Origin of the sequence: Ochrobactrum teleogrylli (genome assembly GCF_037482325.1) — a bacterium.
Taxonomy (GTDB): domain Bacteria; phylum Pseudomonadota; class Alphaproteobacteria; order Rhizobiales; family Rhizobiaceae; genus Brucella; species Brucella teleogrylli.
This window is the reverse complement of sequence record NZ_JBBHKQ010000001.1, coordinates 3,057,562-3,082,194: the sequence shown is the minus strand read 5'-3', so window position 1 is coordinate 3,082,194 and position 24,633 is coordinate 3,057,562. Positions and strand designations below refer to the sequence as shown.

Here is a 24,633-nt window from a genome sequence, read left to right as displayed (position 1 = left end):
GAAGAGCAAGTCACATGTAGTGACTGCGCAAAAATTCTGCAACGAGAAAATGGCAGAAACCCGACCAAACGGGTTTCTTTTTCATTTAAAACTGCAATTAAAATGGCTTCACGATCACCAGAATGACGATCAGGACCATCAGCACCGTTGGCACTTCGTTAACGATTCGCCAGTGCTTTGCCGATTTCGTGTTCTTGTCTTCCGCGAAAAGGCGTGTCGCTTTCGAAAGATAGCCATGCATGCCGGACATCAGCACGACCAGCAGCAGCTTGGCGTGCAGCCACCCGCCCTGGAAGCGGAAAATCTCCCATGCCATCCAGATACCGGCGATCCAGGTCACCGCCATGGCGGGATTGATGATGAAGTGCAGCAGTCGCTTTTCCATCACCTTGAAAGTCTCGGAAGCTTCTGAGCCCGGCTGGGCCGCTGTGTGATAGACGAAAAGCCGTGGCAGATAGAGCATTCCGGCCATCCAGGCGATGACGGCAATGACGTGAACCGCCTTTACCCAGAGATAGGCATCGGTTGGATTCACGTGAAACAATGCCCAAACGCCAAGCACCACGATGACAAGCGCTGCGATCATGCGAATATAGGCGGCCTTGGTGCTGCCCTTCGAGGTCGGCTGGCTCACGATTTTTCTCCACGAATGCGATCAATCATGCGCTGGACATTCTCGACCGGCGCTTGCGGCGTAATACCATGTCCGAGATTGAAGATCAGCGGACCTTTCCCGAGACGTTCCAGGATCGCGTCTACACCTTCATCGAGTGCCGAACCGCCCGCGACAACGCGCAACGGATCGAGATTGCCCTGAATGGCGCCATCTTCCTGCAAGGCGGCGGCGAAATTGAGCGGAACCGACCAGTCGAGGCCGAGCACGTCCACGCCAGTCTTTTCGCGGTAGCCCGCATAAAGCATTCCGGCTCCCTTCGGGAAACCGATAATGCGGGCTTCGGGATAGACCGCGCGAACTTTCTGAACGATCCGCGCCACCGGCTGGATGCAGAACCGCTCAAAGCAATCTTCGTCCAGAACACCAGACCAGGAATCGAAAATCTGTACGGCGTCCGCGCCTGCATCCAGCTGTTCGATGAGATATTCGGCGGACACATCCGCCAGATCATTCAAAAGCTTTTCGAAGGCTTCCGGGAAACGATAGGCGAAAAGGCGGGCTGGCGCCTGATCCGGTGTACCGTGACCGGCGATCATATAGGTCGCAACGGTCCAGGGCGCGCCACAGAAGCCAAGCAGCGTCGTTTCGTCGGGCAGTTGCTCGCGCAGTAGCCGAACCGTTTCGTAGACCGGCTCCAGCCGTTTGGCGACACCTTCGGTCTCAAGCCAGAATATCTCGTCCGCGTCGATCGGGGTCATTAAAGGCCCCTTGCCTTCTTCAAAGCGAAGGTCACGTCCAAGGGCATGAGGGATGACCAGAATGTCGGAAAACAGAATGGCTGCATCAAAGCCAAAACGGCGGATCGGTTGAAGCGTCACTTCGACTGCCAGGTCGGGTGAATAACAGAGATCGAGAAAGCTCCCTGCCTTCTTCCGTGTCTCGCGATATTCCGGAAGGTAGCGACCGGCCTGACGCATCATCCAGATGGGAGGTGGAAAGACCGCTTCACCGTCGATCACTCTCAAGACTTTGCGCTTCATCTGATTTTTTTCCGCCCTGTTGGTTGTCTGATCCGGTTTTGGTCTGAAGTTATCCAGTCCGGTTCTCATAAAGAAAGGATGATTCAGGAATCTTTTGATTCTTAGAGTCTGTTGGAATCGGGGATTAAGGTCTGTTCCGGTTTTCCCCACAGTTCAGAAATTGCCAACGCATCCTGTGCAATTTTTCGCCGTCAGTCTGACCGAAAACGGAAAAAACTCAATTCCCTCTTTTAATATAAAGGGTTACCAATTGACGCAGTTCATGAGCTTTTGTGGAAAAGCTGGGAATTATTGAGAGGTTTCCCGATTTTGCGAGTCTTGTCCACACATGTTGATGGCGGCTTCTCACATGTTCGCCCGCTGTGGATGACTTGCCAATTTTTCCACGGCCTGCCATGGCTTGTGGAAGAAGCCTCGGGCTTACGCACAGCCGTCAACAGGAGGGCAACAAAACTGTGACCAGACCGCTTTCCTACTTTCATCTCCATCTGATTTCTGATGCGACCGGAGAGACTCTCCTTGCAGCCGGGCGCGCTGCGGCGGCGCAATATGCCAATGCGCGGGCCATTGAGCATATTTATCCACTGATCCGCACCGAGAAGCAGTTGCGCAAGGTTCTGGAAGGCATCGACGCCGAACCCGGCATTGTGCTTTATACGATTGTGGATCAGAAACTGGCTGCGATCATCGATCAGTCCTGTGCGGAAATGGGTATTCCAAGCGTGTCCGTGCTGGAACCGGTGCTGACCACGTTTCAATCCTATCTCGGCGCGCCCGCACACCGCCGCGCCAGCGCGCAGCATGTGCTCAATGCCGATTATTTCCGCCGGATCGACGCGCTCAATTTCACGATGGAGCACGATGACGGGCAATTGCCGCTCGATATCGAGGAGGCGGACGTCATTCTGGTCGGTATTTCGCGGACGTCGAAAACGCCGACCAGTATTTATCTGGCCAATCGCGGCGTGAAGGCGACCAATGTGCCAATCGTATTGGGCATTCCTATTCCCGAAGTGCTGTTCACGGCTAAGCGACCGCTGGTTGTGGGGCTGGTGGCGACCGCCGAGCGGATTTCGCAAATCCGCCAGAACCGCCCGCTTGGCAGTGTGCCGTCGCTCGATACGGGACTTTATACGGACCGGGTGTCAATTTCCGAAGAATTGGCCTATGCGCGTAACATCTGCAACCGGCACAGCTGGCCGATCATCGATGTATCGCGCCGTTCCATCGAGGAAACGGCAGCCGCCATATTGGCGCTTTTGCGATCTGGAAAGAACGAAGGATTTCAGTCATGACAACCAGGCTCATTCTTGCTTCCAAAAGCCCGTTCCGTTCTGCGCTGTTGAAAAATGCAGGTATCGAATTTTCGAACGAAAGTGCCGATATCGATGAGCGCGCCGTCGAAGCCCCGCTTTATGAAACGGGCGCTACGCCGGAAGATGTGGCGCAGGTTCTGGCTGAAGCCAAGGCGCTGGACGTGAGCGAGAAAAATCCTGGCGCCGTGGTGATCGGCTGCGACCAGACTCTCTCGCTCGGTGAAGATATTTTCCACAAGCCCGCCGATATGGAAGCGGCGGGTCGCCAGCTTCTGCAATTTTCCGGCAAGACGCACCAGCTCAACAGCGCGGTGGTTCTGGTGAAGGACGGCGAGACTCTATGGCGTCACGTTTCGGTGGCGCGCATGACAATGCGGGCATTGAGCCCGGCTTTTATCGGGCGCTATCTCGGTCGGGTTGGCGACAGCGCGCTTTCCAGCGTCGGCGCCTATCAGGTGGAAGGTCCGGGCATCCAGCTTTTCGAAAAAATCGAAGGCGATTATTTCACGATTGTCGGCCTGCCGCTGCTGCCGCTGCTTGCCGAACTGCGCAAGGAACAACTTATCGATGGCTGACACGACATCCGTGGCGGGACCGAAGGCTTTCGTCACCGGCTTTCCGATTAAACATTCGCGTTCCCCATTGATCCACGGATTCTGGCTGGAAACGCTCGGCATTGACGGTTCTTACCAACCGATCGAGGTCAAACCGGAAGATTTCGCGGCTTTCGCCGCAGCGCTTGCAGCCAATGGTTTCGCGGGCGGCAATGTCACGATCCCGCATAAGGAAGCGGCTTTTGCGGCAGCGGAAAGCCTTGATGGTGCCGCAACCGCCATCGGCGCGGTCAACACGCTATGGTTTGAAGGCGGCAGGCTGCGCGGCGGCAATACGGATGCCTATGGCTTCGCCGCCAATCTCGACGATTATGCGCCGGGCTGGGACAATGCCGAAACGGCGCTTGTTCTGGGTGCGGGCGGCGCAAGCCGCGCCGTCGTTCACGCGCTTTTGTCGCGCGGCTTTTCAAAGGTCTGGATCGCTAATCGCACGGCAAGCCGGGCAGAAGAACTGGCCGCGCATTTCGGCGCTGCCGTTTCGGCCTCCGGCTGGGATGCCGCGCAGCAACGCGTTGCTGATGCCGGGCTGATCGTCAACACCACCTCGCTCGGCATGAGCGGTCATGGCGGCGATCAGGATGACGAAGGCAGGTTTCCGCTTGATCTGAGCGTCGCAGCGGAAGGCGTCATCGCGACCGATATTGTTTATGTTCCGCTCAAAACGCCCTTTCTGAAAGCTGCGGAAGAGGCCGGACTGAACACCGTGGACGGGCTTGGCATGTTGTTGCATCAGGCAGTCCCGGGTTTCGAACGCTGGTTTGGCCAAAAGCCTGAGGTGACGGCGGCGCTGCGGGAGCATATTCTGGCGGATATAGCAAAGGCTGGCGCTCTATGATCATTCTCGGACTGACAGGCTCCATCGGCATGGGAAAGACCACGGCGTCCAATATGTTCGCCGAGGCGGGTATTCCTGTTTACAGCGCCGACGATGCAGTCCACCGGCTTTATTCAGGCCGTGCCGCGCCGCTGATCGAGGCGGCTTTTCCCGGAACGGTGACGAATGGCACCGTGGACCGTGAAAAACTATCCGCTACGGTGATCGGCAAGCCGGATGCCCTGAAGAAGCTGGAAGCCATCGTGCATCCGCTGGTGCGCGAGGAAGAAGAAGCGTTTCTGCGTGAGGCGGAAGCGCAAGGCTCGGCCATCGCTCTAGTCGATATTCCACTGCTTTTTGAAACCGGCGGCGAAAAGCGCGTGGACAGGATCGTAGTCGTCTCCGCGCCTGCCGATATTCAACGCGTCCGCGTTCTGGCGCGGCCCGGCATGACAGAAGAAAAGCTCGACGCCATTCTCGCGCGTCAGATCCCGGATGCCGAAAAGCGTGCCCGCGCCGATTTCGTGCTCGATACCAGCGGCAGTTTTGACAATTTGCGTCAGCAGATTACAGCGGTCATCGAGAAATTGAGTGGAAAGCCGGCGGTCGCGACCGAATAGCCGCATTCGTCGTGCTATAAGGTTCGAGATAATCCCTTGAGAGGTTCTTCAATGCGTGAGATCGTTTTCGATACCGAAACCACCGGTCTGGAAAGGCTGGAGGATCGCGTGATCGAAATTGGCGGCGTGGAACTGATCAACAAGTTTCCCACAGGCCGCACATTCCATAAATTCATCAATCCGCAGGGACGTCAGGTGCATGCGGAAGCGCTGGCCGTGCATGGCATCAGCAATGAGCAATTGCTGGACAAGCCGACTTTTGCTGAAATTCTGGACGAGTTTCTGGAATTCTTCGACGGCGCCAAGCTGGTCGCGCACAATGCTATGTTCGACCTTGGCTTCATGAATGCCGAACTCGCGCGTCTTGGAAAACCGGAAATCGCTACGGAGCGCATTGTGGATACGCTGGCGCTGGCGCGCCGCAAACATCCGATGGGGCCGAATTCGCTGGACGCACTGTGCAAGCGTTATGGCATCGACAATTCGCACCGCACGCTGCACGGCGCTTTGCTCGATTCCCAGATTCTGGCGGAAGTCTATATCGAGCTGATCGGCGGCAAGCAGACGGCGCTTGGTCTCAGCCAGGATGGTGGGGCAAACAGGGATAATGCAGCCGATGGCAGCGCCGCCATTGTGCTGGCGGTGCGCCCTGCCCCGCTTGCTCCCCGCATCAGCGAAACGGAACGTGCAGCCCATGCCGCACTGATTGAGGGTATGGGTGACAAGGCAATCTGGAAAAAATATTTGGCCTGAATTTTTGGATGAATATGACAAAAAACCCGGCCTTGAGCCGGGTTTTTTATTGCAAGCAGTATGTAGAGCTCAGCTCTTGACGGCGGCCTTGGCCTGTTCTTCGGCCATGCGCTGCTGGAACATCTGCGCGAAATCGATTGGGTCGATCATCAGCGGCGGGTAGCCGCCATTGCGCGTTGCGTCAGAAATGATCTGGCGCGCGAACGGGAACAGCAGGCGCGGGCATTCGATGAACAGCAGCGGCAGCATGTGTTCCTGCGGGATGCCAGCAATGCGGAAAACGCCACCATAGACCAGTTCCGTGTTGAACAGAACGTCCTTGCCGTCCATAGCCTTGGCTTCCAGCGTCAGAACGACGTCGAAATCCGTTTCGGAAAGCGGATTGGCGTTCACGTTGACATTGATGTTGATCGAAGGAGCCTTATCGCGCGGGCGCAGCGACAGCGGCGCACCCGGGCTTTCAAAGGACAGATCCTTCACATATTGCGCCAGAATGTTGAGGGACGGCTCGGCGGTCGCGCCATTGCCATTCTTTACTTCGCCCGCAGCGGCCTTATCGCTCATTATCGGTATGCCTTCTTTTCGGTAATTAAACTCGTTGCCCCAAAAGGCTGGTGGTCTGATTCCGACATTTGCTTTCCGTGCTACAGCCGCTGGGCAAATGTCGGAATCAAAAGACCACCAGCAACTTTAAATCTTCAGTGGAGTTTTCAAATTTGACGTTCGAAGCTGCGCTTATGTCGAACGGCGTTCAAACGTCAAATTAACTCCACTGGAATGCTTGGCTATCATGTGAAGGGGAATGAGGCAAGAAAGGCTTTTAACGTTAGCTATTGCTGCTGTTAGCCGTCTTTGCGCTCGCCTTTCCATGGCGAATTGTCATTCGGCTTGGTCGTATAATCTTCGGGGTCGAGATCGATGACACGATCTTCACGCGGTTGCTTATACTGGCCATAGCCGTCCGAATAGCGCGCCGAGGTGGCGACGACCATGCGGCCACGCACGAATTTTTCCCAGACGATATCGCGAATGAACGGGATGAACAGCAAAATGCCGATAGTGCTGGTCACGAAGCCCGGCACGATCAGCATGATCGCGGCTAGAACCAGCATGGCGCCATGCACCATTTCGCGATCCGGCACGCGGCCTGCCGCCGTTTCGGTGCGGATGCGCTGGAGAAGGCCGATCCCCTGCACACGCAGCAGGAAAAAGCCCAGCATGGCGCTCAAGATCACCAGACCCAGTGTCGCGAATACGCCGATATGGCTGCCGACGATCACAAAACCGGCGATCTCGATGAAAGGCATTGCCAGCATGACGAGAGGGGCGAAAGAAGACGACACGTGAGTCAGGACCTTTTGTTGTGTGATTGACGTTGCGACCATAGCGACAAATGTAGCTTTTTCAGGTTCGGAACGAAAATGAAACTGTTAACATGAAATATCAAATAGGTACGCGTGATCGGGATTTGAATGATTGCGCCTGCCGATCTATATGTATGAAACAGAAATTCACGATTGGAAGGGATTTGACGCCCTCTCCTTCAATCTATGGCAGGCGGCATGGAATTTTTCGACTTCGGCACAATCTTCTTCTTCATCGCAGCGGTGATCATTTTTCTCCAGCTGAGGAATGTTCTTGGCCGCCGTACTGGAAATGAAAAGCCGCCCTTCGATCCCTATACATCGGCCAAAAGCGCCGACAATGCCGCGCCCGCCGGGACGGACACCGACAATGTCGTGGCTCTGCCGCGCCGTGCCGGTGAGAAGGACTTTACGGCAATCGACAAGATCGCTGCGGCGGGGACACCGATCAATGACGGTCTGCGGGCCATTTACGCCGCCGATCCCACCTTCGAACCAGCCCGTTTCGTCGATGGCGTGAAGATCGCTTATGAAATGATTGTGATGTCCTTTGCCGATGGCGATCGCAAGGTTTTGAAGAATCTTCTGTCGAAGGAAGTCTATGAAGGCTTCGTTTCGGCCATCGAGGAGCGCGAGCAGCGCGGCGAAAGCGTGCGCTCTTCCTTCGTGGGTATCGAAAAGGCGGAAATCGCGGCTGCTGAAATGAAGGGCTCGGAAGCGCATGTGACGCTGAATATCGTCAGCCAGATGATTTCGGCGACGCTCGACAAGGAAGGCACGCTGATCGACGGCGATCTGGAAAATGTGGTCGAGATCAAGGATCTGTGGACCTTTGCCCGCGATACGCGCTCGCGTGATCCGAACTGGAAGCTTGTCGCGACCGAAGCGGAAGATTAAGAGAAGGCTTATGAATCGGGCCGCTGATTTCAGCGGCCTTTTTGTTTTTACTTGATAGCGGATGTAGCTGTGAGCGACTTGGCGAGGATTTTCCGCCCGGTGGGTTTTTCCGATTGCCCCGGCTGGGACCGGGACGATCAGGCGCTGGCATTTGCCGCTTTCCGCCGTTCCGCCGATTACGCTGCTAAAAACACCTATCATAGCGGCAGTCTCGGCATCAGTTTTGAGGCGCTGGAACCTGTTTTTGCGGCAGCGCGGCTTCTGGATGATCCCGATACGATCACCGCCCGCGCCTTTTTCGAACAGCATTTCGTTCCATGCCAGATTGTTCCCGAACAGGAACAGGGATTTGTCACCGGCTTTTACGAGCCGGAAATCGAAGCATCACTTACTGCGGATGACCGGTTCACGGTGCCGTTTCTGAGAAAACCGGACGATCTCGTCAAGGTGACGGATGATAACCGTCCCGCCGGTTTCGATCCGACCTACGCCTTTGCGCGCCAGACGGAAGCCGGGCTTGTTGAATATGACGACCGCCGCCAGATCGAACAGGGAAGTCTCGCCGGGCGGGGACTGGAGATTGCCTTCGTCGCCGACCGGGTGGATGCATTTTTCGCCCATGTTCAGGGCGCTGCCCGGTTGAAACTCAACGATGGCAGCATGATGCGCATCACCTATGCCGCCAAGGCGGGGCATCCCTTTACGGGCATTGGGCGCATCCTGGTGGCGAATGGCGAAATTCCCGCAGCCGATATTTCCATGCAGACAATCCGCCGCTGGCTCAAGGATCATCCCGACAAGGCGGATGCGCTGATCTGGCAGAACCGGTCCTACATCTTCTTTCGGGAAGCGCCGGTGGACGATGTCGATGCCGGTCCGATTGCAGCCGCCAAGGTTTCGCTGACGGCGGGCCGGTCGCTGGCTGTTGACCGGCTGCTGCATACATTCGGCACGCCGTTGTATGTCGATGCGCCGACCGTCACTGTTTTCGATGGTGCGCCTTTCGCCCGGCTGATGATCGCACAGGATACCGGTACGGCCATTGTCGGCCCGGCACGCGGCGATCTGTTCGCCGGTTCCGGCGATGCAGCGGGCGAAATTGCGGGCGGCATCAAGAGCGCTGCGGATTTCTACGCGCTCGTGCCGCGCCAGCTGGTGGGAGCGTGACCATGGCGCGCGACACCGAAAAATCCGGCAAGGATTATCTGCGGCCCGAAGATCGCATTCTCTGGGAGACGGTCGCGAAGACTGCGAAGCCCTTGTCGCGGCAGAAACCGGTCGCGGAAGAGCTGCCCGATTTCAAGACCCTGATGGCAGAAGAAGAAAAGCGTCCGGCGCTGAAAATGCCGCAAACCTCTGCCGATGAAGGAAACAAGCCGAAAAAGGGCCTGTCGTCGCTCAGTGAAATGCAAATCCAGTCGCTGGACAAGCCGACCCATCGCAAGATCGCCAAAGGCCGGGTCGATATAGAGGCGCGGATCGATCTTCACGGCCTCACCCAGAATGAGGCGCATGGGCTTCTCTACAGCTTTCTGGTCAGCGCTCATGCCCGCGGTCTGCGCCACGTGATGGTGATTACCGGCAAAGGCCGGTCTTTTGGCAGCGAGGGCATTTTGCGTCAGGCCGTGCCACATTGGTTCTCCACGCCGCTGTTCCGTTTGCTGGTCAGCGCCTATGAAGACGCCGCGCGCCATCATGGTGGTCACGGCGCGCTTTATGTGCGGTTGCGCCGCCAGACCCAGCAGAACCTGCTTGGTGGTGGCTTGGGCGGTTTGAGCGGAGGCAGGCCGCAGCGATGACCCCGTTTGGAAAGCGATTGCGGGAACTGCGCGAAGAGCGCGGCGTGACGCAGAAGGAAATGGCGGCGGCGCTGCGCGTTTCACCGGCCTATCTCTCGGCGCTGGAACATGGACGGCGCGGTCAACCGACCTGGGATTTGCTCCAGCGCATCATCACATTTTTCAATATCATCTGGGATGAAGCGGAAGAGCTGCAAAGCCTTGCGGCTGTTTCGCATCCGCGCGTGGTGATCGATACATCAGGCCTGTCGCCGCAGGCAACGGAGCTTGCCAATCTTCTGGCGCGCAATATCCGCATCATCGACAAGGAAACCATCAAACGCCTGAGCGATGATATAGAGACGGCGCGCAAGCGCCGCCGGGGCATCATACCGAAGGCCTGAATGCGACTTCCTGTCAGAACAGCGCCTTCAGTTCATCCAGCTTGGTATTGACCAGCCAGCCATAGTAATTTTCCTGCGGCAATTGCGGGTCGGAGCGCCCAGCATTCTCATTTGCCAGCGCACGGGCGCGGGCATCGGCGCCGCCGGTATTATAGAGCGTGGCGGTGAGACCCGGATTTTTGGAAATGTCGAAACCGGCAATCTGGCGATAGGAATTGATCGACTGTTTCAGTGTCGCCGCGATGTAAGGCAGCGTCAGGTCCGGGTCCATGATGGTCTTGTAGACGACGCTGCCGTCTTCGGCATCGAGTTTCGGCAGGCCGGAAACGCGGTTCACCATGTCGGACATCTGCAAGGCGGTCAGCGGGTTGATCTGGCCAAGGCCAAATGTCTGCCCAGCATAGAAGGGCTGGAAGAACACGGCGCTGAACCGATTGTTGGGATAAGAGTTCCCGCCCACCGATTTGCCGCGAAAAGTCTTGTTCCAGACATTTTCCCGGCAGGACCACAGCGAATAGCTATCCTTGAACTTCAGGCAATCGGCAAATTCAGGCCGCTTGATGAACTGGCCGATGCTTTCGCCATTATAGCCGAAGCTCACGCCCTGATTCACATAGGACATGGCTTTCACATAATAGGTCTGAAGCCGGTCATAGACATCGACATTATAGGTGTGTTCGCCAACAATCGCGCCAACGATATGAATGGGATCGATGCCATAGGCTGCGGCGGTCGACCGGATTTTCGAGCGCAGCGAGGCGTCCTTCTTCAGAAGATTATAGATCTTCTGGTACTTCTTCTCATAGGTGGTGCTGAGTTCCCGCGTGCGCTTGGCCGAAGCGCCGGGAATGGGCGGCTGCTCTGCATTGCGGTTGCCGGGCGGCACGACCGTCACCGCATAGGCGCTCTGGCTTGCAAGCATGAAGGCCAAGGCAGCGCCAGCAACAGCGGAAACCGGTTTTGCATTGGACATGGCGCGGAAACAAAAGCCAGCAATGCGGTTCAGTGTACTGTTGCTCATCATTGTGCGGAAGCAGTCCCAATATGGTAAATGGATCGTCAATTCGCGGGCAAAATAGAAAACCCCCCGACGCAAGTCGAGGGGTTTCTTTTTAGAAGCATGAAAGCGACTAGGGCCGTGGCTTTCCGGTCACTTTATTGTCGCGGTTTACAGAATGAAGCGCGACAGGTCGGTGTTCTTCGACAGAGCGCCCACCTTGTCCTTCACGTAATTGGCGTCGACGGTGAAGGTCGCGCCGGTCTTGTCCGGAGCGGTGAACGAAATCTCGTCCAGAACCTTTTCCATCACCGTCTGCAAGCGACGCGCGCCGATATTTTCGACCGTCGCATTGAGATCGACCGCGATATCGGCCAGAGCGTCAATGGCGTCGTCGGTAAAGGACAGCGTCACTTCTTCCGTCTGCATCAGCGAAATATACTGCTTAATCAGGCTTGCCTCCGTTTCTGTGAGGATACGGCGGAAGTCTTCGCGCGTCAGTGCGGAAAGCTCGACGCGGATCGGCAGACGGCCCTGCAATTCCGGCAGAAGATCGGACGGCTTCGACACATGGAACGCGCCAGAGGTGATGAAGAGGATATGGTCCGTCTTCACCGGCCCATATTTGGTCGCAACCGTGGTGCCTTCGACGAGCGGCAGCAGATCGCGCTGCACGCCTTCGCGTGAAACGCCAGCTCCCCCCCCGCCTTCGCGCGAAGCGATCTTGTCGATCTCGTCGATGAACACGATGCCTTCGTCTTCGGTGACGCGCAGCGCTTCCTGCACGATCTGATCCTGATCGAGCAGCTTGTCGGATTCATCATTGACGAGGATCGCATAGGAATCCTTCACCGTGGTCTTGCGCGTCTTGGTGCGCCCGCCCATCGCCTTGCCCAGCATGTCCGACAGGTTGAGCACGCCGATATTGGCGCCCGGCATTCCCGGGATCTCGAAATTCGAGTTCGATCCGGTATCGGCGACCTCGATTTCGATTTCCTTGTCGTCCAGCTCGCCATTGCGCAGCTTCTTGCGGAAGCTGTCGCGGGTGGCAGGGCTTGCCGTCTTGCCGACCAGAGCTTCGAGAACGCGTTCCTCGGCGTTCAGATGCGCCTTGGCCTTCACGTCTTCGCGGCGTTTTTCACGCACGAGCCCGATGGCGACTTCAACGAGGTCACGGATGATCTGTTCGACGTCGCGGCCGACATAGCCGACTTCGGTGAACTTGGTGGCTTCGACCTTGACGAAAGGTGCGCCTGCAAGCTTCGCGAGACGGCGCGAGATTTCCGTCTTGCCCACGCCGGTCGGTCCGATCATGAGAATGTTCTTCGGCATGACCTCTTCGCGCATCTGCCCTTCGAGCTGCTGGCGGCGCCAGCGATTGCGCAAGGCGATGGCCACGGCGCGCTTGGCGTCGTTCTGGCCGATGATGAAGCGATCAAGCTCCGAAACGATTTCACGGGGGGAGAAGTTACTCATTTTACAACCCACTTTGCCACTGCCTGATGAACTCAAACGGATGCAGCAGCATGATCACGTTGAGCGTAAGATTGTCGCGAATGACGATCAGCGCCAGAATTTCAAAGAAGAGCGCGATGGCGACGGTGATTTTGGTTGGCAGCTTTGCTGCGATCAGAAAGCCGAGCGCGGCGGCGAGCGTATCGGAAACTGAATTCACGATGCTGTCGCCGAAATAGTCCACGGAGGACGTATTGGCGCGATAGCGCTCGATGATGAAATTCGAGTTTTCGACCAGTTCCCATACCGCTTCGATGCCGACCGCAGCCGCAAGTCTCAAGCCGAGCGGGGCTTTGGGCGCGATAACCGTGAACAGCCAGTAGAAAAGAAAGCCATGGATGATATGCGACAGCGTATACCAGTCGGCAATATGCTGCGAATTCTCCGATTTCAGCGAACCCGACCATAATTTTATGGTGCCGCATTCGCACATGGCAATCCGCCCGTCGAGATGCAGCCAGATGGCTTGCACCGTAACAATGGCAATGACGATCAGGACGCCCAGGCCCCAGCGTTGTGCACTCGGTTTGGTGACCTGCGCAAGCGAACTCATTCTGCGTCCAGGCTTTCCACGAGGATATTGTGGTTGGTGTAGATGCAGATATCGGCTGCGATCTCCATGGCCTTGCGGGCGATCTCTTCCGCCGACTTGTCGGTGTCGATCAGCGCACGGGCCGCAGCCAGCGCATAATTGCCGCCCGAACCGATGGCCATCACGCCATGTTCCGGTTCAAGCACATCGCCGGTGCCGGTAAGCGCCAGCGTCACCTTGCTGTCGGCGACAAGCATCATGGCTTCGAGCTTGCGCAGATAGCGGTCGGTTCGCCAGTCCTTGGCGAGTTCGACAGAAGCGCGCATCAGCTGGTCGGGATATTGTTCCAGCTTGGCTTCGAGGCGTTCGAGAAGGGTGAAGGCGTCGGCGGTGGCACCAGCGAAACCGGCAATGACATTGCCTTTGCCGATGCGGCGAACCTTGCGCGCATTGCCCTTCATGACGGTATTGCCGAGCGAGACCTGGCCGTCGCCTGCAATCACGACCTTGCCGTTCTTGCGGACGGTCACGATGGTCGTGCCGTAAATCGTTGTGGGATTGTGTTCGATCATGGATGCTCCTTTGGCGGCTCATGCAATCCCGGACGGCGATCCCACAAGCCCCTTCATCTGAGGGTGAACCGCGCCAGCCGGTGATTTTGCCGGATGAATCGCGTTTCAATGTGGATATTTAAGAACAGCCCCGTGAATTGCAAAGGTACTGTCGCAAATTTCTCAATAGGTTGAATGCGGCCTTATTCGTGTACGCAATTATGCTGCGAGCTCTGCAAAGACTTCGAATGGCGAGCGGTTGTCGTTCGCGAATTGGCTCTTACGGATCATATGCGCAACTTCGATGCCCGCGATAGTCGCTGAAGCGGAGTGAAACGCTTTGAAGCCCATGTGGGGCTTGGTGATCTTCTTGATGAAACGATGGTCCTGCTCAAGGATATTGTCGTGCAGTGCCGAGGTTTCGGTGCTCAGGCAGCATAAACTCAAGCGTTTGTCCGTCACGATCAACCGCCCGATAAAGATAAGTCCATGGGCCTTTGATCTTTATATAGGTTTCGTCAACGCGCGACGAACCCAGTGTTGGGCGTTTACGTCTCCGTGCCTGATCCGCAATCTGCGGAGAGTGTCGAACAACCCACCGCTTCAATGTCGCATGATCAATCTCTACACCACGCTCAGACATAATTTCCTGGAGATCGCGATAGGAAACGGAATAGCGCACATAGAAAATCGTATAAAGGATGACCCTTTTGGGGAAGTGAACTCCTTCGAAATCAACGGCCATCCACTGTCTCCTTACTCAATGACGCGCCCCGATGGTGGCAAAGCTCAGTAGAAGTGAAAAAATTGCGACAGAACCCATGCGACCGCAGGCAATTGATGGACAAAGCGGGCTTTCGCGATTTCGTCCTCGGAGGCGTGCGCCGTATCAGCCATTGAAGAAAATTCCAAACGAACTCTTAGCGTGTTTTTGGGAGCAAATCTTGTTCCGCTCCCAGATAATTAGCATTTAACAGATCTGGCTCCGCATGCTTTTACAAATAATAAATGCACAATGAAACGATAGGCTGCAGTAAATATCAGCTAAAATTTTTGAAAGAATGAATTAAAATAAAATTTCTCAATAAAATGGAGTATTATTATGTTTTCCAGAATTCAATGTGCGATTTTGGCAACGATGATCGAGTTTATCTTATTCAGCAGCGCATCTATCGCTGGCAGTAATTTAGATAAAATTAAAGATGGGCCTGTGTTATACGATGCAGATAGGGATAGCTATGGATACTTTATAAGAAGGCATCTTATCGCTATATATTATCAAAATTCGAAAGAAAAAACGGATTTAAAGCTTCGTTCAGATAAGGATTATTGCTCAGGGCCTCTTTATGAGTGCTCTGGAATAATGATTTCAGGGTTTGAGCAGGATGGTGATTACTGGAAGAAACCATATCCTCAACAACAAAAAATATCATTGAGCTACTGGAGTGAAAAAACCAATACTGCCACTTTTGCTGGCCAAGAGGGAGATATATCCGCCGCTTATGCAAGCTCGGGCTATATGCTATGGCCGTCGAATATCGTTAATGAACACTATGGTGCTAATGTATTTAAACCACATTATTCTTGTGTTTTCTCGGCAGATGGAGGGACTGAGGAAAACTGGGGTAACGGATGTGCCAGGTCCGGGCCAACATGCCAGGAGTTGGGTATTTATACCGCGCAAGATTACCTGAATCACTACGGTAATGATCCCAATATTTCTCTCAGCTTTTGTGGCTGGTATCTGGGAGAGGATGAAGGGGACAGAAAACGTTATTTTGGAGAATCAATCAAATTACAGATCAATAAAGGTTTTGGTTATGATGAAGTGGTTGCTAAGGGGTGGGATGAGTACAATCCAAGTAAAATTCCATTAATGGGCTTCTTTTATTATGATAAGTACGATAATCTGGATTCCATTTCGGGCCTAGACCTTACTCAGGTACAAAAGCAGCAATTGGACTATTACAAAGAAACGGGTATTTTTGTTCCAATCATTCATCCTACAAGCACCTGGAAGGAGAAGGGTTGGAGTGCCGTGGATTTCAAATATAACTCTAGTGAGCAATCTCCTGGAATCCCACAACACGTTAAGGTGATTGTTAAAACATCATCGTAAGAGTCCGTTTGAGAATTTGCATCAATGGCTGATACGGCTCAATCACGTCGATGACGAAATCGAGAATGGCGGCTTTGTCCATCAATTGCCTGCGGTCGTGCACCATCCGCAAATTGTCTTGGCAAGCCGCTCCGGCGTCGGGCTCTATTCGCTGGCGCTCACCGAGCCAGGCTTCGCCCGTCTGGGCCCATACGGGTTATGATCCCTCTTGCAAAAGCAGACCACCTTTAGCGGACAATCCCCTGCCCGGCTGCCTGCGCAGCCCGGGCTTGGTCGGGAAGAGACGCTCGGCCGTTCTCTCCCCAGCAACTGTGAAAAATGGTCTCCCCGTCCTTATGGCTGAGCATGGCGCAGAGTTTGATCATGGGACAGAACCATTGCAAATACTGAATTGCAAATGCCGAATTGCTGCTTGCCGGATTGCCGAAAGCATTTGGCAAAGCGGGCAAGCTGTTCTAGAACGCGTCCAGTACCCAATGAGGACCGCTTATGACCGCTGAAAGCACCCGCAAGGCAAGTATCGAACGCTCCACGAAAGAGACGAGCATTGCCGTTTCTGTCGATCTGGATGGCGTCGGCAAGTTCGACATCACCACCGGTGTCGGCTTCTTCGATCATATGCTCGAGCAGCTTTCGCGACATTCGCTCATCGATATGCGCGTCATGGCCAAGGGCGACCTGCATATCGACGATCACCACACGGTTGAGGATACCGGCATTGCGCTCGGTCAGGCCGTCGCCAAGGCCCTCGGCGAGCGTCGCGGCATCGTGCGCTATGCCTCGCTCGATCTCGCCATGGACGATACGCTGACCGGGGCTGCGGTCGATGTGTCCGGTCGCGCTTTTCTGGTGTGGAATGTCAACTTCACGACGGCCAAGATCGGCACCTTCGATACCGAGCTTGTGCGCGAATTCTTCCAGGCCTTTGCGATGAATGCAGGTATTACGCTGCATATCAACAATCATTATGGCGCCAATAATCACCATATCGCCGAGTCGATCTTCAAGGCGGTGGCCCGGGTTCTGCGCACGGCGCTGGAAACCGATCCGCGCCAGAAGGATGCAATCCCCTCCACCAAGGGGTCGCTGAAGGGATAATTCATGGCCCAGTTCGTCATTCTGGAACCAACCGAAGCGTCTTTCAAAAAGAAGCGCGGCGGGACGAGCGTTGAACATTCCGTGTTCGTGCGTGACGGTTTCCATGTTCTGGCGCTGGTTCTGCCCTTTGTCTGGCTTCTGGCGCAGCGCCTCTGGTTCGAGGCTTTCGCCATTCTCGGCGTCACGGCTCTGCTCGGTTTTGCCGGGAGTTACTTCGGCATTGCCGAGGCGGTTCCTCTGCTGACGCTGATCGTTTCGCTTCTCGTCGCCTTTGAAGGTGCGAACTGGAAAATCGCGAAACTGAAGCGTCAGGGCTATATCGAACGGGCGGCAATCGACGCCAGTGATCTCAACGAGGCTGAAATCCGCTATTTCTTCGGGCGTGCGGCGGCTGAAACCACTCTCGCGGAAAAGCCTGTCCCTGCATCGGAGCCGGTTTCTGCCCATCGATGGGACAAGGAGTCCCTGCGTCCCACTTATTCCTCTACTGGCTCCACGATCGGCTTCGTGGGTCATCGCGGAGAAAACTGAAAATGCGTGTTGCGATAATCGATTATGGTTCCGGCAATCTTCGCTCGGCCACCAAGGCCTTTGAGCGTGCCGCCCGCGAAAGCGGCATAAATGCCGAAATCGAACTGACGGCGGATGCCGCACGGGTGGCCTCTGCCGACCGCGTAGTGCTGCCGGGCGTTGGCGCTTATGCCGATTGCCGTGCCGGTCTCCACGCCGTGTCGGGCATGGTTGAAGCGCTCGATGAGGTTGTCATCCAGAAGGGCCATCCGTTTCTCGGCATCTGCGTCGGCATGCAGCTCATGTCCGAGCGCGGATTGGAAAAGACCGTGACCGAAGGTCTGGGCTGGATCGCGGGTGATGTGCGCGAAATGACGCCGTCTGACCCGACGCTGAAGATTCCGCAGATCGGCTGGAATCGGATTCACGTGAAACAATCGCATCAGGCGCATCCGATTTTCGACGGCATTAAGACCGGCGAGAACGGTTTGCACGCCTATTTCGTCCACTCCTATATGTTCGACGCGAAGAAGGCGGACGAGGTTCTGGCCGTGACGGATTACGGTGGCGATGTTACCGCCGCTGTCGGTCGCGACAATATGGTGGGAACCCAGTTCCACCCGGAAAAGAGCCAGCTGCTCGGCCTTTCGCTCATTGCCAATTTCCTGAAATGGAAGCCTTGAAGACATGATCCTTTTTCCCGCCATCGATTTGAAAGACGGTCAATGCGTGCGCCTGAAGCTCGGCGACATGGATCAGGCCACCGTCTACAACACCGACCCGGCTGCGCAGGCCAAGGCCTTTGAAGATCAGGGCTTTGAATGGCTGCATGTGGTCGATCTCAATGGCGCTTTCGCAGGTGAAAGCGTCAATGGCGCAGCGGTCGAGGCAATCCTCAAGGCCACCAAAAATCCGGTGCAGCTGGGTGGTGGTATTCGCACCTTGCAGCACATTGATAGCTGGCTTTCCAAGGGGCTGCGCCGTGTCATTCTCGGCACGGTTGCCGTGCGCGACCCGGCGCTGGTGATCGAAGCCTGCAAGGCTTTTCCGGGACAGGTCGCTGTCGGCATTGACGCCAAGGGCGGCAAGGTCGCCGTTGAAGGCTGGGCCGAAGCCTCACAACTTGGCGTGATCGAACTGGCGAAGAAGTTCGAGGGCGCAGGCGTTGCCGCCATTATCTATACGGATATCGACCGCGACGGCGTTCTGGCCGGGATCAACTGGGATTCGACGCTGGCGCTTGCCGAGGCGGTTTCCATTCCGGTGATCGCATCGGGCGGTCTTGCTTCGATGGACGACATCAGGCGTCTCGCCGCGCCGGATGCGCGCAAGCTCGAAGGCGCGATTTCGGGCCGTGCGCTTTATGACGGTCGCATCGATCCGGCGGAAGCACTGTCATTGTTGAGGGCCACAGTATGACACTCAAGGCACGTGTAATTCCCTGTCTCGATGTGAAGGACGGTCGCGTCGTCAAGGGCGTCAACTTTGTCGATCTGATCGATGCGGGCGATCCGGTGGAAGCCGCCCGCGCTTATGATGCAGCGGGCGCAGACGAATTGTGCTTCCTTGACATCACGGCGTCTTCGGACAATCGCGAGACAATTTTCGATGTGGTGGCCCGCACGGCGGAACAGTGTTTCATGCCGCTGACCGTCGGTGGCGGTGTGCGTCAGGTTGCCGATATTCGCAAACTGCTTCTGGCTGGTGCCGACAAGGTGTCGATCAACACGGCGGCGGTGAAAAACCCGGAATTCGTCGCCGAGGCGGCGGACAAGTTCGGCAACCAGTGCATCGTCGTTGCCATCGACGCCAAGAAGGTTTCGGGCGAAGGCGAAGCGGACCGCTGGGAAATTTTTACCCATGGCGGTCGCCAGACCACCGGCATCGATGCGGTGGAATTCGCCCGCAAGGTGGTCGATCTGGGTGCAGGCGAAATCCTGCTCACCTCGATGGACCGTGACGGCACCAAGGCGGGTTACGATGTGGCGCTGACCCGCGCAGTGGCCGACAGCGTGCGCGTGCCGGTGATCGCTTCCGGCGGTGTCGGTAATCTGGATCACATGGTGGCCGGTATCCGCGACGGTCATGCGACGGCCGTGCTGGCCGCTTCAATTTTCCACTTCGGCACTTATTCGATCGGGGAAGCGAAGCGCTATATGGCCGATGCCGGAATTCCAATGCGGCTCGATCCGGTTCGCTAACAAGAATATACATGACGGGAGGAACCCCGATGAGCCAGTTTACGCTCGCAGACCTTGAACGCATCGTGGCGGAACGCGCCAGCGTGACCGATGGATCGTCCTATACGGCAAGCCTTGTCGCCAAAGGTCAGACCAAGGCATCGCAAAAGCTCGGCGAAGAAGCCGTGGAAACGGTGATTGCCGCTGTTTCCGGCGACCGCGCGGGCGTGGTTTCCGAAAGCGCCGATCTGCTTTATCACCTGATGGTGGTCTGGAAAATCGCTGGTGTTCCGCTGGAAGATGTTCTGCAGGAACTCGACCGCCGCACGGGCCAGACCGGCCTTGAGGAAAAGGCTGCTCGCCCGAAGGCGTGATCCTGCAAAGGATCGCGCTGAATAGAAGGCCAGAGCAGTTCCGGTTAAAACGGAATCGTGGAGCCGATCTATCTATTTGTTTTTACGCATTATCCTGCGCAAAACCGCTTCGCACTTTTGCTGGAAATGCTCTAGAGAGACGACAGTTCATGTGGGAAAAAGTGGATCAGCTCACCCCTTCCAGATATTCGCCCTACCGCTTTTTCTCGGCAGAGGAATGGGCCGGTTTTCGCGCGGATACCCCCCTCACCCTGACCTATGAAGAAGTCAAGCGGTTGCGTTCGCTCGGCGACCCCATTGATCTCGATGAGGTCCGCCGCATCTATCTGTCGCTGTCGCGACTGCTTTATGCCCATGTCGAGGCAAGCCAGTTGCTTTTTCGCCAGCGCCAGCAATTCCTCAATATGGAGGAATCCTTCAAGACGCCCTTCATCATCGGCGTTGCCGGTTCGGTCGCGGTTGGCAAGTCCACCACGGCGCGTATCCTGAAGGAACTGCTCGCCCGCTGGCCTTCCAGCCCGAAGGTCGATCTGGTGACGACGGACGGTTTTCTCTATCCCAACGCGGTTCTGCGCGATCAGAACATGATGGAGCGCAAGGGCTTTCCGGAAAGCTATGATATCGGCGCGGTTCTGCGCTTTCTGTCGGCGATCAAGGCGGGCATGAGCCATGTGCGCGCGCCGCTTTATTCGCATCTGAGCTATGACGTGCTGCCGGACGACTACCAGATCGTCGACAAGCCGGACATTCTTATTTTCGAGGGCATCAATGTCCTTCAGGTGCGCGATCTGCCGGAAGATGGCAAGATGGTGCCCTTCGTGTCGGATTTCTTCGACTTCTCGATCTATATCGATGCCGATCCGGAACTGATCCACAAATGGTATATCGACCGTTTCATGCGCCTGCGCGAAACGGCTTTCCGGGATCCGCAGTCCTTCTTCCATCGCTATTCGCAGCTTTCGGAAGATGCGGCCCGCTCCATCGGGGAAGGGCTGTGGCAGAATATCAATCTGCGCAATCTCAATGAGAATATCCTGCCGACCCGCCCGCGCGCCGATCTGATCCTGCGCAAAGGCAGCGACCATCTGATCGAAGAGGTCGCGCTCAGGAAGATATGAAAAGAGGCCGGGGAAACCCGGCCTTGGCATTTTGATCAGCGTCCCAGATTGGTGCGGGCGAGTTCGACGATTTCATCGCCGCGCCCGTTGATAATGGCTTTCAGCATATAGAGGCTGAAACCCTTCGCTTGCTCGGCCTTGATCTTCGGCGGCATGACCAGCTCCTGCTTGGCCGTGACGACATCGACCAGAACTGGGCCCTTGTGATCGAACGCCTGTTGCAGCGCGCCCGGCAGGTCGGCGGATTCTTCCACCCGGATACCCTTGATGCCGATGGCTTCCGCCATGGCGGCAAAGTTTGGATTGTCCAGATCGGTGCCGGTGCTGAGATAGCCGCCCGCTTTCATTTCCATGGCGACAAAGCCGAGCGAGCCATTATTATAGACGACGATCTTCACTGGCAGTTTCAGCTGCGTGAGGGATAGAAAATCGCCCATCATCATGGTGAAGCCACCGTCGCCGGACAGGGAGATGACCTGCCTGTCCGGTGCTGCGGCCTGCGCGCCAAGCGATTGCAGCATGGCATTGGCCATGGAGCCATGATTGAACGAGCCAAGCAGGCGCCGCTTGCCATTCATCGTGAGATAGCGCGCCGCCCAGACGGTCGGCGTCCCGACATCGGCGGTGAAAATGGCGTCGTCTTTCGCAATCTCGTCGATCAGACGCGTGAGATATTGCGGATGGATCGGCTGGCCCGCCTTTGAGGGCTGGGCAAGATCGTCGAGATCCTTGCGCGCTTTCACATAATGCGCCTTGGCGGAATTCAGGAATGTCGCGCTGCGGTTCGATTTCAGTTTGGGCAACAGCGCATTGGCGGCTTCCTTCACGTCACTGACGATGCCAAGCGTGATTGGCGCGCGACGGCCGAGCTGCGATGGATCATGGTCGATCTGAACGATTTTCGCTTTTTCAGGATAGAAATTCCGATACGGAAAACTGGTGCCCAGCATCAGAAGTGCGTCGCAGTTCAGCATGGCGTGGTAGCCGGATGAAAATCCGATCAGGCCGGTCATGCCGACATCGTTCGGATTGTCCCATTCCACATGTTCCTTGCCGCGCAGTGCGTGGACGACAGGCGCAGCCAGACGGTCAGCAAGCGCCACCACGGCATCATGTGCTCCGGCGCAGCCGCTCCCCGCGAGGATCGTGATTTTTTCCGAGCCGTTCAAAAGGTCGGCAAGCTGCCCGATATCTTCATCGGACGGAATGATCCGTGGTCGCGCCACATGGACCCAGGCTTTCGCGGACGGTTCGTCGATCTGTTTCAGCGCGATGTCCCCCGGCAGGACGATGACGGCCACACCCTGTTGCCCTACTGCGGCGCGCATGGCGCGGTGCAGCACTTCCGGCATCTGGGCGGGATTGGAGACGAGTTCGACGAAATGGCTGCATTCGCGAAACAGTTCCTGCGGATGTGTCTCCTGAAAATAGTCGAGGCCGATTTCCGACGATGGAATATGGGCGGCAATCGCCAGAACGGGTGTGCGATTGCGCTGGCAGTCGAAAAGGCCGTTGATGAGGTGAAGATTGCCGGGGCCGCAACTGCCAGCACAGACGGCGAGCTCGCCGGTTACGGCTGCTTCCGCGCCTGCGGCGAAAGCGGCAGTTTCTTCGTGACGGACATGCATCCAGTCAATCTTGCCAAGGCGGCGCAGGCTGTCGTTCAGCCCGTTCAGACTATCGCCGGTAACACCCCATATGCGCCGGACTCCGGCTTGAGCGAGGGTTTCGGCCAAAAGGTCTGCAACAGTCATGCTCATAATATCACCTCGTTGAAACTCCCGCCTTCAAACTAGGGCGCCAATGAGGAGATGGTAGCAGCTAATTTCGGCGGCGCCGTGTAACGCCGCCGAAAGAATGCATCAAGCGCGGTGAAAACGGCTCTATGCCGTGCAATCTTCGATAAAACGTGCCAGATAGGCGTCGAAAACCGCTGGCGTTTCACGAAAAGGTGCGTGACCGGCGTTGTAGATAACGTGGGTTTTCCCCTCCCAGAGATTGCCGAAGCGGACGTTCGACACGAAGTCGAGTTCGACGAAAGGCTCGTCGCGCCCATTGACCACGGCGATGGGGAGCTTTGCTGCCGCCACGATATCGCGCTGGTTGCCACCGGTTCCGGCGGCGAATTTTTCGAACATGATGCGGCGCGCGCGTCCGTCCGTTCGGGCGACGATATCAAGCAGCGACGCCTCGAACGGCTCGCCGCAGGTGCTGCGAGCATAGGATTCGACGTCCCGGGCCGAAAACACTTCCTGTCCGGCAAGCGCCATGTCGGGGCCGCTCTTGAACCCCAGCCCCACTTCCTCGCGGGCAACCGGCGGCGTACCGGTGATCATCAGCCCACGCATGTCGGGATAGCGTGCAATCATCTCAAGCCCGATATGGCCGCCAAGCGACCAGCCGAAAACCACCGCATCCGCTATGCCGAGCTTCTCCAGCACTTCCGTCATGGCATCGGCATAACCTTCCATGGAATAGCTGCGGTCGGGATCGATGGCGTCGCCCGACTGGCCGTGGCCGGGCAGATCGGGCGCAATGACGCGCCATTTCTTGCCGATTTCGCCTTCAAGCTGGTTCTGGAAGATCGCGCTGGCACTCGAATTGCCATGGACCATCAGCAGTGGCGCGCCCTCACCCGCGCTTTCGCGCACCGCGATTTTGCCGTGGCTGGTTTCGAGATCGTAGAGTTTCGTGGTCATGCATTTCCCCTGCTCATGCGGTCTTGTATGGATTGGAATTCAGGTCTGGCGGCGGTGTTTCAGTCGAAAGAAACCTTGCCGCGCCCTTTTTTGATATCCGCGCGGCCTGATTTTGCCTTCAGGCGTCGCTCGACGGAGCCTTTGGTCGGCCTGGTCTTCTTGCGCGGCGGCGGTGGCGGCTCGGCGGCCTTGGCAATCAGGGCGATCAGCCGCTCGCGGGCGTCTTCACGGTTGCGCTCCTGCGTGCGGAAGCGATTGGCCTCGATGAGAATGTCACCGTCCTTGGTGCCTTTCTGACCGGCCAGTTTGAAGAGGCGCGTGAGAATATCTTCCGGCAATCCCGATCGTGCCGCATGAAAACGCAGCTGCACCGCCGTCGAAACCTTGTTGACGTTCTGCCCACCGGGACCGGAGGCGCGAATGAAGCTCTCCTCCAGATCGTCCTCGCGGATCGTCAGGCGATTGGTGATGCGGATGATGTTCCGGTTCTCTTCCATAAGAGAACGCATACACGCTTCGCTTCGGTTGGACAAAAGAAAACCCTGCACGCGCATGCCCCTCAAAAGTGCGAAGCGGTTTTGAGACAAGGGCATGCGGAGACAAGTCATGCCCCTCAAAAGTGCGAAGCGGTTTTGGGATAAGGGCATGCGGGAAAAATCACGCGCGCCAAAGTGCGGGGCTGGATTGAGGACAAAAGAAAACCCGGCGCGCGGGCCGGGCTCTC

29 protein-coding genes and 1 pseudogene are annotated in these 24,633 nt (G+C 56.5%); 18 read left to right on the top strand and 12 right to left on the bottom strand.

Going from position 1 to position 24,633, the window contains the following annotated elements:
• Positions 1–97: 97 nt before the first annotated feature.
• Complete coding sequence (hemJ, locus tag WIX40_RS14400; protein WP_171317230.1) at positions 98–586, bottom strand: protoporphyrinogen oxidase HemJ; 489 nt, start codon at positions 584–586, stop codon at positions 98–100.
• 44 nt (positions 587–630) lie between these two features.
• Positions 631–1,656, bottom strand: coding sequence for a uroporphyrinogen decarboxylase (hemE, locus tag WIX40_RS14395; protein WP_121536872.1), 1,026 nt, complete (start codon positions 1,654–1,656; stop codon positions 631–633).
• A 455-nt stretch (positions 1,657–2,111) separates the two neighbouring features.
• Here hemE and WIX40_RS14390 point away from each other — a divergent pair, with 455 nt between their 5' ends.
• Genes WIX40_RS14390 through dnaQ form a run of 5 tightly spaced genes read left to right on the top strand, consistent with a single transcriptional unit; the run spans position 2,112 to position 5,773 of the window.
• Positions 2,112–2,951: a pyruvate, water dikinase regulatory protein gene (locus WIX40_RS14390; RefSeq protein ID WP_339440361.1), complete on the top strand. Its 840-nt coding sequence runs from the start codon at positions 2,112–2,114 to the stop codon at positions 2,949–2,951.
• On the top strand, positions 2,948–3,547 hold the full coding sequence (locus tag WIX40_RS14385; RefSeq protein ID WP_109370022.1) for a Maf-like protein: 600 nt from the start codon (positions 2,948–2,950) through the stop codon (positions 3,545–3,547). The genes WIX40_RS14390 and WIX40_RS14385 overlap by 4 nt, the downstream gene beginning before the upstream one ends.
• A complete protein-coding gene (locus WIX40_RS14380) occupies positions 3,540–4,421 on the top strand; it encodes a shikimate dehydrogenase (RefSeq protein WP_339440359.1) in 882 nt (293 codons plus the stop codon). The genes WIX40_RS14385 and WIX40_RS14380 overlap by 8 nt, the downstream gene beginning before the upstream one ends.
• Positions 4,418–5,020 (top strand): dephospho-CoA kinase, encoded by a 603-nt coding sequence (gene coaE / locus WIX40_RS14375; protein ID WP_339440358.1) that lies wholly within the window; start codon positions 4,418–4,420, stop codon positions 5,018–5,020. The genes WIX40_RS14380 and coaE overlap by 4 nt, the downstream gene beginning before the upstream one ends.
• Before the next feature lie 51 nt (positions 5,021–5,071).
• The gene (dnaQ, locus tag WIX40_RS14370) at positions 5,072–5,773 is read left to right on the top strand and encodes a DNA polymerase III subunit epsilon (RefSeq protein ID WP_121536878.1); all 702 of its coding nucleotides are present in this window, start codon (positions 5,072–5,074) and stop codon (positions 5,771–5,773) included.
• 69 nt (positions 5,774–5,842) lie between these two features.
• On the opposite strand, the gene secB is transcribed toward dnaQ, so the two are convergent.
• Both secB and WIX40_RS14360 read right to left on the bottom strand, forming a co-directional pair.
• Complete coding sequence (gene secB, locus WIX40_RS14365; RefSeq protein WP_109370026.1) at positions 5,843–6,337, bottom strand: protein-export chaperone SecB; 495 nt, start codon at positions 6,335–6,337, stop codon at positions 5,843–5,845.
• Between the two features lie 278 nt (positions 6,338–6,615).
• On the bottom strand, positions 6,616–7,116 hold the full coding sequence (locus WIX40_RS14360; RefSeq protein WP_109370337.1) for an FxsA family protein: 501 nt from the start codon (positions 7,114–7,116) through the stop codon (positions 6,616–6,618).
• Between the two features lie 219 nt (positions 7,117–7,335).
• Between WIX40_RS14360 and WIX40_RS14355 the strand changes: the two genes are divergently transcribed.
• The 4 genes from WIX40_RS14355 (at position 7,336) to WIX40_RS14340 (ending at position 10,216) form a co-directional block, all read left to right on the top strand.
• Complete coding sequence (locus tag WIX40_RS14355; RefSeq protein ID WP_121537425.1) at positions 7,336–8,034, top strand: Tim44/TimA family putative adaptor protein; 699 nt, start codon at positions 7,336–7,338, stop codon at positions 8,032–8,034.
• 69 nt (positions 8,035–8,103) lie between these two features.
• Positions 8,104–9,201 carry a murein transglycosylase A gene (mltA, locus tag WIX40_RS14350; RefSeq protein ID WP_339440355.1) on the top strand — a complete coding sequence of 366 codons (1,098 nt, stop codon included), beginning with the start codon at positions 8,104–8,106 and terminating at the stop codon, positions 9,199–9,201.
• Positions 9,202–9,203: 2 nt separating this feature from the next.
• Positions 9,204–9,833 (top strand): Smr/MutS family protein, encoded by a 630-nt coding sequence (locus WIX40_RS14345; RefSeq protein WP_140026258.1) that lies wholly within the window; start codon positions 9,204–9,206, stop codon positions 9,831–9,833.
• Positions 9,830–10,216: a type II toxin-antitoxin system RelB family anti-toxin gene (locus WIX40_RS14340; protein ID WP_109370029.1), complete on the top strand. Its 387-nt coding sequence runs from the start codon at positions 9,830–9,832 to the stop codon at positions 10,214–10,216. Before WIX40_RS14345 ends, WIX40_RS14340 begins: the two co-directional genes overlap by 4 nt.
• 13 nt (positions 10,217–10,229) lie before the next feature.
• Here the strand turns inward: WIX40_RS14340 and WIX40_RS14335 are convergent, their stop codons facing one another.
• The 5 genes and pseudogenes from WIX40_RS14335 to WIX40_RS14315 form a co-directional block, all read right to left on the bottom strand.
• Positions 10,230–11,237, bottom strand: a complete 1,008-nt coding sequence (locus WIX40_RS14335; protein WP_109370030.1) for a DUF1402 family protein — start codon at positions 11,235–11,237, stop codon at positions 10,230–10,232.
• A 147-nt stretch (positions 11,238–11,384) separates the two neighbouring features.
• Positions 11,385–12,689, bottom strand: coding sequence for an ATP-dependent protease ATPase subunit HslU (gene hslU / locus WIX40_RS14330; protein ID WP_109370031.1), 1,305 nt, complete (start codon positions 12,687–12,689; stop codon positions 11,385–11,387).
• A gap of 1 nt (position 12,690) precedes the next feature.
• Positions 12,691–13,281, bottom strand: a complete 591-nt coding sequence (locus tag WIX40_RS14325; RefSeq protein ID WP_339440351.1) for a DUF2585 domain-containing protein — start codon at positions 13,279–13,281, stop codon at positions 12,691–12,693.
• On the bottom strand, positions 13,278–13,832 hold the full coding sequence (gene hslV, locus WIX40_RS14320) for an ATP-dependent protease subunit HslV (protein ID WP_078337637.1): 555 nt from the start codon (positions 13,830–13,832) through the stop codon (positions 13,278–13,280). Before hslV ends, WIX40_RS14325 begins: the two co-directional genes overlap by 4 nt.
• A 198-nt stretch (positions 13,833–14,030) precedes the next feature.
• A pseudogene (locus WIX40_RS14315) lies at positions 14,031–14,556 on the bottom strand (IS6 family transposase).
• 357 nt (positions 14,557–14,913) lie between these two features.
• Here WIX40_RS14315 and WIX40_RS14310 point away from each other — a divergent pair.
• The 9 genes from WIX40_RS14310 (at position 14,914) to coaA (ending at position 21,210) form a co-directional block, all read left to right on the top strand.
• Positions 14,914–15,930: a hypothetical protein gene (locus WIX40_RS14310; RefSeq protein ID WP_339440348.1), complete on the top strand. Its 1,017-nt coding sequence runs from the start codon at positions 14,914–14,916 to the stop codon at positions 15,928–15,930.
• A gap of 16 nt (positions 15,931–15,946) precedes the next feature.
• On the top strand, positions 15,947–16,132 hold the full coding sequence (locus WIX40_RS14305; RefSeq protein ID WP_140026047.1) for a hypothetical protein: 186 nt from the start codon (positions 15,947–15,949) through the stop codon (positions 16,130–16,132).
• A gap of 287 nt (positions 16,133–16,419) precedes the next feature.
• Complete coding sequence (gene hisB / locus WIX40_RS14300; protein WP_121536896.1) at positions 16,420–17,028, top strand: imidazoleglycerol-phosphate dehydratase HisB; 609 nt, start codon at positions 16,420–16,422, stop codon at positions 17,026–17,028.
• Positions 17,029–17,031: 3 nt separating this feature from the next.
• Positions 17,032–17,559, top strand: coding sequence for a DUF2628 domain-containing protein (locus WIX40_RS14295; protein ID WP_339440344.1), 528 nt, complete (start codon positions 17,032–17,034; stop codon positions 17,557–17,559).
• Between the two features lie 2 nt (positions 17,560–17,561).
• Positions 17,562–18,221 (top strand): imidazole glycerol phosphate synthase subunit HisH, encoded by a 660-nt coding sequence (gene hisH / locus WIX40_RS14290; RefSeq protein WP_109370035.1) that lies wholly within the window; start codon positions 17,562–17,564, stop codon positions 18,219–18,221.
• Positions 18,222–18,225: 4 nt separating this feature from the next.
• Positions 18,226–18,957: a 1-(5-phosphoribosyl)-5-[(5-phosphoribosylamino)methylideneamino]imidazole-4-carboxamide isomerase gene (gene hisA / locus WIX40_RS14285; protein ID WP_339440342.1), complete on the top strand. Its 732-nt coding sequence runs from the start codon at positions 18,226–18,228 to the stop codon at positions 18,955–18,957.
• Positions 18,954–19,739, top strand: coding sequence for an imidazole glycerol phosphate synthase subunit HisF (hisF, locus tag WIX40_RS14280; RefSeq protein WP_339440341.1), 786 nt, complete (start codon positions 18,954–18,956; stop codon positions 19,737–19,739). Before hisA ends, hisF begins: the two co-directional genes overlap by 4 nt.
• A gap of 29 nt (positions 19,740–19,768) precedes the next feature.
• Positions 19,769–20,092, top strand: a complete 324-nt coding sequence (locus tag WIX40_RS14275) for a phosphoribosyl-ATP diphosphatase (protein WP_121536906.1) — start codon at positions 19,769–19,771, stop codon at positions 20,090–20,092.
• Positions 20,093–20,241: 149 nt separating this feature from the next.
• Positions 20,242–21,210, top strand: coding sequence for a type I pantothenate kinase (gene coaA, locus WIX40_RS14270; protein WP_339440339.1), 969 nt, complete (start codon positions 20,242–20,244; stop codon positions 21,208–21,210).
• Between the two features lie 35 nt (positions 21,211–21,245).
• Here the strand turns inward: coaA and poxB are convergent, their stop codons facing one another.
• From poxB to arfB, 3 genes are all read right to left on the bottom strand, one after another.
• Complete coding sequence (gene poxB / locus WIX40_RS14265) at positions 21,246–22,970, bottom strand: ubiquinone-dependent pyruvate dehydrogenase (RefSeq protein WP_339440337.1); 1,725 nt, start codon at positions 22,968–22,970, stop codon at positions 21,246–21,248.
• A gap of 123 nt (positions 22,971–23,093) precedes the next feature.
• The gene (locus WIX40_RS14260; RefSeq protein ID WP_339440336.1) at positions 23,094–23,909 is read right to left on the bottom strand and encodes an alpha/beta fold hydrolase; all 816 of its coding nucleotides are present in this window, start codon (positions 23,907–23,909) and stop codon (positions 23,094–23,096) included.
• A gap of 59 nt (positions 23,910–23,968) precedes the next feature.
• Positions 23,969–24,418 carry an alternative ribosome rescue aminoacyl-tRNA hydrolase ArfB gene (gene arfB / locus WIX40_RS14255; RefSeq protein ID WP_171317018.1) on the bottom strand — a complete coding sequence of 150 codons (450 nt, stop codon included), beginning with the start codon at positions 24,416–24,418 and terminating at the stop codon, positions 23,969–23,971.
• Positions 24,419–24,633 lie beyond the last annotated feature (215 nt).